Source organism: Shewanella sp. 8A, from assembly GCF_023475945.1.
GTDB lineage: Bacteria > Pseudomonadota > Gammaproteobacteria > Enterobacterales > Shewanellaceae > Shewanella > Shewanella xiamenensis.
The window spans coordinates 143,682-157,687 of record NZ_JAMDJP010000002.1 but is presented as its reverse complement, the minus strand read 5'-3'; the positions used below and the strand labels follow the sequence as shown (position 1 = coordinate 157,687).

The following is a 14,006-nucleotide window of genomic DNA, read 5'->3' as shown; positions in this document are numbered from 1 at the left end:
TTAAAACTCAAAGGGATGACTTAACATGAAAGTATTAGTTATTGGTGGCGGCGGCCGCGAACATGCCCTAGCTTGGAAAGCGGCACAATCCCCACAGGTAGAGCTGGTTTATGTTGCACCGGGTAACGCGGGCACAGCCCTCGAGCCAAAGTTAGAAAATATCAACATCAGCGCAACGGATATTCCTGCACTGCTCGATTTTGCAAAAACTAATCAAATCGAACTCACCATCGTCGGCCCGGAAGCGCCACTGGTATTAGGCGTGGTCGATGCCTTTAACGCTGCGGGTTTACCTATTTTCGGCCCAACGAAGGCGGCAGCTCAGCTCGAAGGTTCAAAAGCCTTCACTAAGGACTTTTTAGCCCGCCACAATATCCCAACCGCGGGTTATAAAAACTGTACCGAGATTAGCGATGCCAAAGCCTTCGTGCGTGAATTAACCGCAACGACTGGCTATCCAGTAGTGATCAAGGCCGACGGTTTAGCCGCAGGTAAAGGCGTGATCATTGCCCAAGACCAAGCTGAAGCTGATGCGGCGATTGATGATATGCTCGCGGGCAACAAGTTTGGTGATGCCGGCTCTCGCGTGGTTATCGAAGAGTTCTTAAAAGGCGAAGAAGCCAGCTTTATCGTGATGGTCGATGGTAAAAATATCCTTGCCATGGCGACCAGCCAAGATCATAAAGCCCGCGATAATGCCGATCACGGTCCAAACACTGGCGGCATGGGCGCTTACTCCCCAGCGCCCGTGGTCACCCAAAGCGTACACGATTGGACAATTGCTAATGTTATCCGCCCAACGGTTGATGGCATGGCCGCCGAAGGCAATGTTTACACTGGCTTCCTGTATGCAGGTCTAATGATCGCACCAGACGGTAGCGCCAAGGTACTGGAATACAACTGCCGCTTTGGCGATCCAGAAACCCAACCTATTATGATGCGCTTAAAATCAGACTTAGTTGAGCTATGTTTAGCGGCAACCCGTGGCGAGCTAGATAAAGTCACCGCTGAGTATGACGAGCGCGCCGCAGTTGGCGTAGTACTGGCCGCCGGCGGTTATCCAGATGACTATCGCAAAGGCGATGTGATTGACGGCCTCAGCCTAGGTAATCACGATGCCAAGGTCTTCCACGCCGGTACCGAAATGAAAGGCGGCCATGTAGTCACTAATGGCGGCCGCGTGTTATGCGCTACAGCCTTAGGGAACACAGTGACCGAAGCACAAAAAGCCGCTTATCAATTGGTTGATGAAATCCATTGGGATGATGTGTATTTCCGTACCGATATTGGCTATCGCGCCATTGCCCGTGAACAACAGAGCTAAGGGTTAATCCCACTAAAAATACCGGCCTAATGCCGGTATTTTTATGCCTTAAATTTGACGATCGTCAAATTTAAGATAATGATTTATATAAATTTTATTAAGATATTATCTACTTTAGCCCGTATTATTCCGCTACAATGCTACATAATTGTTAATTCCAAAAATAATAAGGACTCCCTATGGAGATTAGACTTATATCTACCGCCATCGCCTTACTGATTGGCGGTTGCGGGGGCGGCTCTGAGGATGCGAGCACCACCACACCACCCGTTCAGCCACCGACTATCACCCAATATACCGCCAGTGCAAGTCAGGTATCGGGCGGCAAACTCACTCCCGCAAGCCAAAAAGTCGATTCGGGCAAAAGAGCCAGCTTTAGTGTTCAAGCGGACGCAGGCTTTGTACTAGAAAATATTAGTGGCTGTGGCGGTTCATTAGCCGAGTTAACTTATACCACAGCGGCGATGTCGGCGGATTGCACGATTACTCCAGCCTTTATCAGCAATGCTGAAAATGCCATTCGCCATCAAGATCATACCCTTGCCAGCGCCATTGAGCTGATTGACTTCAGCACTGCTGAACTGGCCAGAATTGATACCGTGCGTAAAACGCAAATCACCCAGCTCTATCAAGGTGTAGGTAGCAGCATTAGCTGGCATCCGACCCACGACTCCATTACCTTTTCGAGCTTTATGCCGGAAAACACTTTTACCCTACTGCCATCAAATGTGGATGGCAGTGGTGCCAGTGCCGTTCGCGGCCTAGTGATGGCGGGCGAGCAACAGGGACAAAGCTATGCCGCTATGGGTGGCAACTTATTTAGCGTCAACACTTCTGCGCAGACAGATATACTGTTGAAAAATCTCATCTCATGGCTGACTAAAGGTGGCGATCAACAGGATGGCCTCAGCATAGTCACGGCCCAAATGCCGAGCCGTGCCGACAGTTGGTATTTCCCCCATAACGAAGGGATCCGCACTTGGCTAAGCAAGTACTATCCCGATGCTCACAGTGTCAATACCGCCAATAGCTGCGACTACAGCGCCCTCGCCAGCTGTATCGATACCTTAAAACCCGATTTAATCGTTATCAGCGATATTGACCGCGACAACCTAGGTTACGCGGGCATTCAAGCGGCGATTGCCAAAGCCAAGGCTGCGGGTATTCCCCTGCTACTCTCAAATTATCGACGCGAACAAAGCGCTATGCTCTCGCCACTCTATCTTGAGATGGGACTCTCTACCGCGGGCAACTATTGGTCGAAACTCAACGCCGACAATCTGAGTGTAAGTAGCATTCTGGCTGAAGATAAAGCTCTTGAAGATGTTAAGAAACTACTGGCAAATCTGCGGGAGCAGCGCTTTGACACGCAGGTATTAAATGACTGCACAGGTAATTATTTGAGCTGTAATAGCAGCGCCTTTGTTGAGGCCTTTAAAGCGGGTGCCGACTGGTATCGCAGCAGCGCTGAAACCTTAGATATCAATGACATTGATGTGTTTAGTCGCACTAACTTCTCACTGATAAAGGCCGGTTTACTGCTCGCCGATAAATACCGTAGTGAAATTGATTATCCCATCGCCTACAGCGAGTTCACCCAATGGCAGCAAGCGCTATTTGCCGATTGGACAGTGAGCTACGCCCGCGCCCATAACCTTGCCCAAGCCGATTTAGGGGAATATGTCACCGACAGAGCCAATCTAAGTAAAGGCACTAATGCTCACTACGCTTATCCGGCCACAGTATCAGAGCGCAAAACCATTAGCGTACCTTATACGGGTCAATGGACCAGCACAGGCTGGTACGCCTTACCGGGACAAACCATCACGCTCAGTCGTTTGGATAGCACCAATGCCAACGTTGACATTAAGCTGAATTATCATAGACGTAATACTAACCGCGCCTATGAGCAAAAGGTTTATCGCGCGCCGCTTGAGTTAGCGCAGCAGCGTCTTAAGCTCGCCAAAGGGCAAAGCATCGAGTTTTCAACCCCCTATGGCGGCCCGATTTATTTCTATATCAGTGGCGGCGAAGGCGCGCTCAGTGTCGATGTGCAAGCAAAAAATGTGGCTAAGCACCCGAGTATCATGGATTTTTCTAATCCTGCTGAAATCACAGCCTTCAATGACAAAATTCAAAACACTGAGCTGCCCCATGTGGATCTGCGCACCGATGGCGCTGAACAGCATTTACGCCGCGACCGTTTTATGAATGCCATTGGCGGTAAGATCCCCGATGTTACCGCCTTGCTCAAAAGCATCGTCGAGGACCATATCAATAGTGTTTACACCTTAGCAGGACTTAAGATCCAAGGTAAAAGCTTAACTGAGTCGTTACCCGCCGAGGTGCTATCAAGCTGTCAGGCACTGTTTGGGCAAGATTGCACCGATGCCAGTCTGCATACCCGCAGCATCATCCAACACGCTAACTATGACCAGAATGCCCAATGTGGATCGGGTTGCAGTGGGAATCCTTGGGATGCCGCTTGGAATATTTCACCCACGGGTTGGGGAGATAACCATGAACTTGGCCATAATCTGCAAACCAACCGCCTCAATGTGCAATATGCCACTGCCGCCAATAGCGATAATTGGACAGGTTATGGCAGCCGTGCAGGAGAAAACTCCAACAATATCTTCCCCTATGTGGTGCTATGGAAGACCCATTATTTGCGTGATGGTAATACCAACACCATCAATGATGGTCATATGAATCACAAAGATCTCTTTTATGTGTTTATGTCCGATGCCATAGGCACTAAGGATACCAGTGGCAAACGTGTAGTCTTTGGCGCTAACTGTAAAGTGTTAGATATCGGCGAAGACCGATATACCGCACCTTGGGCAAGTAATGATTATGCGGTACATAATGGCTATCGCATGGGGTTTTATATCCAAATGGCCCTCAAGGCCCATGGCATGACGCTAAGTGATGGCACAACCTTAAGTAATGGCTTTAATCTCTTTACCTTGCTGTATCAGCACAGCCGTATTTTCGGTAAATACGCTAATAACGCCAGCGATTGGGAGGCAAACCGCAGTAAACTCGGTTTTGACTTGTTCCCCTTCGATGGCCATAGCGTCTACGGTGGTAAAACGGTCAGAGATATTCCTGGCAATGACTTTATGTTGGTTTCCTTAAGCAAACTCACAGGCAAAGATTGGCGCAGCCATTTCGATATGCTAGGACTGCGTTACTCTAGTCTTGCAGCCATGCAAGTCACAGCAAACGCCACCCTTGGCACGGTACCAATGGGTATGTATGAGCTCGAAACTGATTTACCACCCGCTAATATGAGCCAAGGCTTAACCTTTATCCCACTGTCACTGAGCGATAGCAGCACACTTTGGAAAGGCACAGGCTCACCTAACCAATGCGCGAAACCTTAATACCCTAGACATTAAAGCACTAGAAGTTAAGACACTGAAAATTAAGTGCAATAAAAAATAAACCTCGCAAATGCGAGGTTTATTTTTGCCTAAAAGCGTGATCTAACGCACACAAGTTGCGAAGTGGATAGCGCACTATTTGACCTCTATAATGATATCCAATAATAAATCAGGGGTTTTCTATGGGTTATTCAATCAAAGACATTATTTATCAAGGCGAAAAGTCCGGCGTGCATAATTGGCAAACACTGTCGGGACAGAATTTTTACTGGCATCCTGACTGGCTTCATATTGCCGAGGATCTCACAGGCCATAAGGCAACAGCCAACATCCAAGCTGATGGTGATAAAGCAACTCAAAATGAAGCTGAACAAGCCATCGTTAAACACCTCAATAAAAGCTAATGGCCTGAGGCAATTGCTTTACGGGCTATTTTATCGATTAAGCCCGGTGCAATCAGCTTAAGCCAACGTCCGAGCCGGCCGCGAAGAGAAGTGATAAGCTGCCGGCCTCGGGTTGCTATCACAGGTAGCATCATGTCGGCACATTGCTCTGCGGAAATAATTTTAGCTTCCTGCATTGGCGATTTACCGAGTGGCTTACCCGCACCATCTAAGGCTCGCTTATGGATTTGCGAGACGACAAAATCAGGGCAAATCACCGTCACGGCCACATTATCGTCAGCAAGCTCAATCCGTAGCGAATCAAAAAAACCGATAACAGCATGCTTAGACGCCGCATAACCACTACGAGTTGGTACGCCTGTTAACCCAGCCACCGAAGCCACCACCACGACCTGACCTTGGCTCGACTTTAAATAGGGTAAGGCGGCATGGGTCAAATAGGCAGGGCCTAAGTAATTAACGCGCATGATATCTTCAAGAACCGCTAGTTGGGTTAACTCATCAAAACGCGACCACATCGTCATGCCCGCATTATTAACCAAAATATCGAGACGGCCATAATGGGCAATCGTGGCTTGAATTAGGTCTTCACACTGGGAGGCACTGCTAACATCAGCGGCAAAAACAAAGGGAGTAGGACCATAGTTAGCAATTTCGAGGGCAAGTGAGGCAAGACGCGTTTCGTTGCGAGCACTCAATACAAGTTGGCATCCTACCCGCGCCATGGCAATCGCCAGCGCACGACCAATACCTTCAGAAGCCCCTGTAATAATAACCACTTTACCCGTCAGTCCATCCATAACCATATCCTTGTTACTAATATGTTAACTTCGGTTAAGGGTAAATTGGCATAATCACCTAAAAAGCGCAATCCCCTATGCGCGTTGCGCTAAGCTCATCTCAAACTGCTCACAATAACTTGCTAGAGGTTGCGGCCGTCCTATCGCATAACCTTGAGCATAGTTGATACCAATCGCTTGCAATCTATCGATAATCTCTTGGTTTTCTACAAATTCGGCGACCGTCTCAATTCCCATTACTCGGCAAACGTCTTGAATAGATTTCACGATGGCATAGTCCTTGGCATTGACGGCAAGGTTTTTAACAAAGCAGCCGTCGATTTTGACGTAGTCCACGGGCAGTTCGCGTAAATAGCCGTAGGAAGCAAAGCCACTGCCAAAATCATCCAATGCAAAGGAAAAACCGAGTTTGCGCAATTGCCTGAGCATTTCCATGCCGCGGTGACGGTTTTGAATCGCAGTCGTTTCGGTAATTTCAAAGCAAACGCATTGGCTAGGAATATCAAAAATCTGCTGCTGCTTAGCAATATATTCCACCATGCCTTCGGCGCCGAGACTATTGCCCGAAAGGTTGATTGAAATGCAGTGATCCGGCCAAAGCTGCGAATTTAGTGACAGCCATAAAAAGGCTTTACGTATCACTTCTTTATCAATTTCAGGCATCAGCTTAAAACGCTCTGCGGCAGCAATAAACTGGGCAGGCGCCAAAATGCGACCACAAGGCTCTTGGATCCTGAGCAAAATCTCCATCCGTTGGCGTTTAGAACTCGCACCTAATCCTCGGATGGGCTGGTAGTAGAGCAAGAGTTCATTTTCCTCAATTGCTTGGGCAATACGCATCGCCCATTTAGGCGCATTACGCTGGTAGGTCAGTTCTTTATCTTTATCATCATAAATATGAATTTGATTGGCGCCCTTAGCTTTAGCGGCAATACAAGCGATATCCGCATCCTTGAGTAACTCCTGCGCATTGATATAGGGCGCACGCCCAAAGGCAACACCAATACTTAAACCGACTTTGTAGTTGCAATTTTTATCGTGTAACACTTGCAACGATACCTGGGCAATAATGTGCTTTAGCAACTGCACCACGGCTAACGCCGAGCGATCGCAGATCACCAGTCCGAACTCATCCCCTCCTAAGCGAGCGAATAACTCCTGAGGCCCAAGACATGATTGGATTGCCTTAGCGACCATGGCCAGCATGCGATCACCCGCAGTATGGCCACAACTATCATTGATCAACTTAAACTGCTCTAAATCCAAATAACATACCGCAAGGCTCCTCGTTTGACCGGCGAACTCGGGCAGTTGTTCTTCAAACGCTTGGCGATTAAGTAACCCGGTAATACCATCAAAGTTTGCGCGTTTTTGTAGCTGGTGCTTAAGGCGTTCTTCTTGGGTGATATCCCGCAGTACCACTACAGTACCGACAATCTCTTTTTCATGATTAAGCACGTTACTAATGCTACGTTCAATAATCCGTGGCGTTGTGGTTAACAGTTTGATTTTAGCGACTTGAGGTGTCGTTTCGCCAAGGCGAATACAGTGAAATACCGCTTGATTTAACTGCTCTCCAGCCTTTAATAAGCTAGCAAGACTCTCACCAACGGCATCACAACTGGCCACATCAAGCAGTGTTTCAGCCTTTGGATTCATGTAAATGACGTTTGCATCGATGTCGGTCAAGATAACGGCTTCAGCAATCGACTCTAAGGTTATTTTACCGCGCTCTTTCTGCTGATAAATCCTCGCGAGTAAGCTGTTTACGCGATTCGCCAATACAGATAACTCTTCATTACCCTCGCTGGTCACAGGCCGATATACACTCGCCATAGGATCAACGAGCGCTAATTGCTGCATCAAGCTATTAAGGGGCTGTAACAAGCCTGAACGCAACCAAACATAACCCAAGGCGACAATGAATACCCCCAGTAATATCACCGCAAGCGACACCCAGTCGAGACTAAGCTTTACATCTCGAAAAGGATCATCAGAAAATTCAACCTGGAGATAGATTGGTTGTTGACTAATGAGACTCGGCAGCGCAACCGAACTTGGATGTAAGGTATTATGTGTTGTTACAGCATTAGACATGCTGATCCGCGCGACAAGGGAGGTTTGGGCGTATTCCAGTAGATCGCGCTCAGTAAGTTGCCGCACTAACAGCACATACTCACCCAAATGTGAAGCGACCGCAGTGACGACATATCCTTTATCGCCAATTAAATAGGCGCTGGCAAACTCAGGCTTAGCCTGCGTTGTTATCGCCTTGGCGATTTCCTGCCGATTCACATCATCTATTGATTGCTCATTTTGAAAAACACTCTGCAAATTTCCATCTCGCAGAATAAACCAACTTAAATTGGCAGACATGGAGCTCTCAAGCCACGAAGACTCGAGGGCTTTTAACTGCTCGCTATCGAGATGAGCTAATGGCGAGGCATAAATATTAGTGAGAAACCCTAACCGATCGACATCGATGCGGAACTGCTGCTGAATATTCGCCAGCTCGCGCTGTACATTATCCTGACGTAACAATTCGACCCTATGGTCAAACCAAACCCCGAGGCAATAGGAGACAAGCACAACGGCTGGTAAACAGAACCCTGCAATAAATACCAATATTTTGTTGCCTATGCGCATCTTTTACCACGGCTTACGTAATTAAATTAACAAACGGCTTTATTTAGTCCCTTATAGCGCCATGCAACATATCTCATTTGCAAATAGTATTAAATATCACTTTGCTTTATCCGTTGCTAAAGTAGGCAATAGCATGCATTTAATTGCTTTAAACGCCTTTGATTTAACGCAGCTATTCGATAAAAAAGTTTTAAAAAGTTAGATGGTAACCGAGCTCCAATGCACTAACACCGCGGAGACATACGCTATAAAGCACGCGATTAATTAATGCACTCGCTAAACCACAAGTTAATACCCAATTAACAACGCCCAAGTGGAAGTTTCTGACGCTGTGATAAACGCCATAAAAAACGGACCCTCAGGTCCGTTTGTTATTTAGTGCAGCTTATTTATGGTACTGCTTAGATTGAGCGTGAACCGCCTTAATAAAGGCACCTGCATGCTCTGGGTCCACATGCTGGTGAATACCATGGCCTAAATTAAACACATGGCCTGTACCTTCACCGTAGCCAGCCAGAATTTGAGCGACTTCTTCTTCGATACGTGGGATTGGTGCATATAACATGGATGGATCCATGTTGCCTTGCAGAGCAACTTTATGACCAACACGGCGACGGGCGTCAGCGATATCGACAGTCCAGTCTAAACCTAAAGCATCACAGCCCGTTTCAGCCATCGCTTCTAACCATAAACCACCGCCCTTAGTGAATAAGGTCACTGGCACTTGGCGGCCATCAGCAAAGCGAGTTAAGCCATCAACAATTTTCTGCATATAACGCAGTGAGAACTCACGGTAAGCAGTGTGCGATAACGCGCCGCCCCAAGAGTCGAAAATCATTAAAGATTGCGCACCATTAGCCACCTGTGCGTTTAAATATAAGGTCACTGAATCTGCAAGCTTATCAAGCAACATATGCAATGCAGCAGGCTCGACGTAGGCCATTTTCTTAATTTTTTCGAAGGTTTTGCTCGAACCGCCTTCAACCATGTAAGTGGCTAGAGTCCATGGCGAACCAGAGAAGCCGATTAATGGCACTTGGCCATTCAGTTCACGACGAATCGTGCTAACGGCCTTCATCACATAACCCAGTTCATCTTCTGGGTCTGGGATTGATAATTTTTTGATGGCATCGATAGTATCTGTTGGGCGCTCAAAACGTGGGCCTTCACCCGCCTCAAAATACAGACCTAATCCCATTGCATCGGGAACAGTCAAAATGTCGGAAAACAGAATCGCCGCATCCAGCTCATAACGACGCAGCGGTTGTAGTGTCACTTCACAGGCCAATTCATGGTTTTTACATAAAGACATGAAATCACCCGCTTGAGCGCGAGTCGCTTTATATTCAGGAAGGTAGCGGCCTGCTTGACGCATCATCCAAACCGGAGTCATATCGACAGGCTGTTTTAATAGGGCGCGTAAATAACGATCATTCTTTAATTCTGCCATTTGGCTTGATTCCTAGACTTTTATTGAGATCCGCTGGGTCGGTAGTTTAGCATTTACGCGAATAATGTAACCAATATGAGATAATTTATGTGAGCTATTCCCCATCATTGCTGTCCATTTAAGCAGTTATCCTCAAAATGCTAGCCAGATAACATACTGTTTATTAATCGAACTCAAAGTCACAGTCAGACAGAAAAAAGTTGCACCAGTTCCCCGCCTTTGGTATAAAAAGTCTGCGCTAGCAAGAACAATCAAGAAGCTCGTCGCATCGAGCCTGCTATATACATTACTCGCCCAACGATAGGTTTCTATCGTTGGGCTTTTTATTTCCACATTTTTTTATACAAAACAGCTGGTTTGTCCATTTACCAATTATCGCAAATCCCGATAAAAAGGGTTGATCGAAGAGCTATTTCTCCCCTACATTAGAGTTATGTCCTAGCACTTAAATGGAATGCATCATGCTGAGAGAACTCGAAAAAGCAGAACAAAAGTGGGGCGGTTCAAATAAGCTTATAGATCAATGGCTAGAAAATCGTCGCAAACTCTTGGTGCATTATTGCCAAATTGCTGGGCTACCGCCCTACACTAATGCGGAAAAATCGCTTCCCTCTTTTGAGAACGTTAAGTCATTTTGTGATTTATTAGTGGATTACGTTTCTGAAGGTCATTTCGAAGTGTATGACCAAGTGATTAACGCCTGCGAAAAATTTGGCGCCCCTTGCAAAGCGGCTATTCAACAGGTTTTGCCTAAGATCACCCCAACGACCAACGCAGCGCTAGACTTTAACGATAAGTACGCTGAAACGCAGGACGATCAAGTGATGTATCAGCTCGATAAAGATCTCTCCGAACTGGCGCATACCATGGAAACGCGTTTCGAGTTAGAGGATAAACTCCTCGAAGTGCTGCACAGCAAATACTCAGAGCACGCCCAGCAAGCTTAATGCGGTATGATAAGCCACGCTAAACACTGCGCTAAAGAGATGCCTGACCGATAAATAATCAATTTATCCTCTATCTTTCGTTAAGTTGCTATGTGATTGTTTGCGCATTAACAGTACAGTAAAGCATTCAATAGAAACAAAAAAGCCAGCTTTCGCTGGCTTTTTCATTATCATATCAATCGATTATACAGCTGATTGAAAGATCACTTGTGATGCTTTCTTAGTGTAAGAATCGATTTGATCGAAGTTCAAGTAACGGTAAGTGTCAGCTGCGGTTGCGTCTAACTCTTTCGCGTATTCTTGGTATTCTTCAACCGTAGGCAGACGACCTAACAATGCTGCTACTGCCGCTAATTCCGCAGACGCTAAGTATACATTAGCACCTGTACCTAAACGGTTCGGGAAGTTACGGGTAGAAGTAGAAACCACTGTCGCACCTTCAGCCACACGTGCTTGGTTACCCATACACAGTGAACAGCCTGGGATCTCGATACGCGCACCAACGCGACCGAAAATACCGTAGTAGCCTTCCTCGGTCAGTTGGTCTTTGTCCATCTTAGTCGGTGGTGCAATCCAAAGACGTGTTGGTAGCGTCTTAGCGAACTTGTCTAACATCTTACCGGTCGCACGGAAGTGACCGATGTTAGTCATACAAGAACCCACGAACACTTCGTCAATCTTAGTTTGCGCAACAGATGACAATAACACGGCATCGTCTGGATCGTTTGGCGCACACAGGATTGGCTCTTTGATCTCGTTCAGATCGATTTCGATCACTGCTGCGTACTCGGCATCGGCGTCAGCACTCATCAGCTCAGGATTCGCTAACCACTCTTCCATGCCTTTGATACGACGCTCGATAGTACGACGGTCACCGTAACCTTCAGCGATCATCCACTTCAGCATAGTGATGTTCGAGTTCAGGTACTCGATGATTGGCTCTTTGTCTAACTTGATAGTACAACCCGCTGCAGAGCGTTCTGCTGAGGCGTCAGACAGTTCGAATGCTTGTTCTACTTTCAGGGTTTCTAAGCCTTCGATTTCCAGTACGCGACCAGAGAAGATGTTGATCTTACCTTTCTTCTCAACCGTCAGCAGACCCATTTCAATCGCTTTTAATGGGATAGCATGTACTAGATCACGTAGGGTGATACCAGGTTGCATCTTGCCCTTGAAGCGTACTAATACTGATTCTGGCATGTCCAGAGGCATCACACCGGTCGCAGCAGCGAAGGCAACAAGACCAGAACCCGCTGGGAATGAAATACCGATTGGGAAACGCGTATGTGAGTCACCACCAGTACCTACTGTGTCTGGTAATAACATACGGTTTAACCAAGAGTGGATAACACCGTCACCTGGGCGCAGAGACACACCGCCACGGTTCATGATGAAATCTGGCAGTGTGTGGTGCGTGTTAACGTCAACTGGTTTTGGATAAGCGGCAGTGTGGCAGAATGACTGCATAGTCAAATCGGCACTGAAGCCTAAACAAGCTAAGTCTTTCAGCTCGTCACGGGTCATAGGCCCGGTAGTGTCCTGTGAACCTACAGAAGTCATCTTAGGCTCACAGTATTGACCTGGACGTACGCCAGCAACACCACAGGCTTTACCGACCATCTTCTGTGCAAGGGTGTAACCTTTGCCATTATCAGCGATGTCCTGTGGACGTACGAATACGTCAGACGCTGGTAAACCTAATACCGCACGTGCTTTGTCAGTTAAACCACGACCGATGATCAGTGGAATACGACCACCTGCACGCACTTCGTCTAACAGTACGTCGGTTTTCAGGCTGAACTCAGAAATCACTTCATCTGAGCCATGACGCTTAACAACACCAGCGTATGGGTAAATGTCGATCACATCGCCCATTTCCATTTTGCTGACGTCGAGTTCGATTGGTAGTGCGCCCGCATCTTCCATAGTGTTGAAGAAAATCGGCGCAATTTTGCCACCTAAGCAGAAACCACCAGCACGTTTGTTAGGTACGAATGGGATATCATCGCCCATGAACCACAGTACTGAGTTAGTCGCAGATTTACGTGATGAACCAGTACCTACAACGTCACCCACGTAAACTAATGGGAAACCTTTGGTTTTCAGTTCTTCTAATTTCTTGATTGGACCTACGCTGCCAGGTACATCTGGCTCGATACCATCACGTGCGTTTTTCAGCATAGCTAAGGCGTGCAATGGGATATCTGGACGTGACCAAGCATCGGGTGCTGGTGACAGGTCGTCGGTGTTGGTTTCACCAGAGACTTTGAATACGGTCAGGGTGACTTTGTCCGCTAATTTTGGACGGCTTAAGTACCAGTCTGCATTTGCCCACGCTTCAACCACTTGTTTAGCATAGACGTTACCGGCTTCCATTTTCTCAACCACATCGTGGAAAGAGTCAAACATCAGCAAAGTGTGAGATAAGGCTTTAGCAGCTAAAGGCGCCAGAGCGGGGTTATCTAACTGAGCGATCAGCGGCTCGATGTTATAGCCACCTTGCATAGTGCCTAATAACTCAGTCGCACGTTCGGCAGATAGTATGGGTGAAGTTGCAGTGCCTTTAGCAACCGCATCTAAGAACGCGGCTTTTACATAGGCGGCTTCGTCAACACCGGGGGGAATTCGATTTTCGAGCAGGTCAAGAATAACAGCTTCTTCACCAGCGGGGGGATTTTGAACCAATTTAACCAGTTCAGCCACTTGATGTGCATCTAATGGCTTAGGGACTACGCCCTCTGCAGCACGTTCTGCGACGTGTTTACGATATGCTTCTAGCACGGCAACATTCCTCTTTGTTTGGCGCTCTAACAACGAAACTGCACGTCTTCTCAATTGAAGCTGACAGTCCGACATGATCGACCCGTATTTCCGGCCAGCAGTATACTACAGCTTTGCAAAAGTATGAATCAGGTCACACTCGGCAAAAGACGAAATAAGGGCTAAATCCGGAGGTGCAACTCAACTTACGGCAACAATAAAACAATGGAAATTAGACAATAGTTTGAAAACAGATAAAAAACCATAATCTACAAATAGTTAACAT

At 47.1% G+C, this 14,006-nt stretch carries 8 protein-coding genes; 4 read left to right on the top strand and 4 right to left on the bottom strand.

Translation table 11 applies throughout. From position 1 onward, the window contains the following. Positions 1-25: 25 nt before the first annotated feature. From purD to M0413_RS02200, 3 genes are all read left to right on the top strand, one after another. Positions 26-1,324: a phosphoribosylamine--glycine ligase gene (gene purD, locus M0413_RS02210; protein WP_249553026.1), complete on the top strand. Its 1,299-nt coding sequence runs from the start codon at positions 26-28 to the stop codon at positions 1,322-1,324. A gap of 179 nt (positions 1,325-1,503) precedes the next feature. Beyond that, positions 1,504-4,713: an ImpA family metalloprotease gene (locus M0413_RS02205; RefSeq protein ID WP_249553025.1), complete on the top strand. Its 3,210-nt coding sequence runs from the start codon at positions 1,504-1,506 to the stop codon at positions 4,711-4,713. A 182-nt stretch (positions 4,714-4,895) separates the two neighbouring features. Further along, positions 4,896-5,117, top strand: coding sequence for a hypothetical protein (locus M0413_RS02200; protein ID WP_037413589.1), 222 nt, complete (start codon positions 4,896-4,898; stop codon positions 5,115-5,117). On the opposite strand, the gene M0413_RS02195 is transcribed toward M0413_RS02200, so the two are convergent. From M0413_RS02195 to hemE, 3 genes are all read right to left on the bottom strand, one after another. After that, a complete protein-coding gene (locus M0413_RS02195) occupies positions 5,114-5,917 on the bottom strand; it encodes an SDR family oxidoreductase (protein ID WP_055648707.1) in 804 nt (267 codons plus the stop codon). The two genes, M0413_RS02200 and M0413_RS02195, sit on opposite strands and share 4 nt — an antisense overlap. Before the next feature lie 75 nt (positions 5,918-5,992). Next, positions 5,993-8,563, bottom strand: coding sequence for a cyclic di-GMP phosphodiesterase PdeB (gene pdeB, locus M0413_RS02190; RefSeq protein WP_047535157.1), 2,571 nt, complete (start codon positions 8,561-8,563; stop codon positions 5,993-5,995). A 385-nt stretch (positions 8,564-8,948) separates the two neighbouring features. Further along, positions 8,949-10,013 (bottom strand): uroporphyrinogen decarboxylase, encoded by a 1,065-nt coding sequence (gene hemE / locus M0413_RS02185; protein ID WP_249553024.1) that lies wholly within the window; start codon positions 10,011-10,013, stop codon positions 8,949-8,951. Between the two features lie 461 nt (positions 10,014-10,474). Here hemE and rsd point away from each other — a divergent pair, with 461 nt between their 5' ends. Next, positions 10,475-10,960: a sigma D regulator gene (rsd, locus tag M0413_RS02180; RefSeq protein WP_086023981.1), complete on the top strand. Its 486-nt coding sequence runs from the start codon at positions 10,475-10,477 to the stop codon at positions 10,958-10,960. Between the two features lie 183 nt (positions 10,961-11,143). Here rsd and acnB read toward each other — a convergent pair whose 3' ends face one another. After that, entirely contained in the window at positions 11,144-13,741 is a 2,598-nt protein-coding gene (gene acnB, locus M0413_RS02175; RefSeq protein WP_047535159.1) for a bifunctional aconitate hydratase 2/2-methylisocitrate dehydratase, read from the bottom strand. Positions 13,742-14,006: the final 265 nt, after the last annotated feature.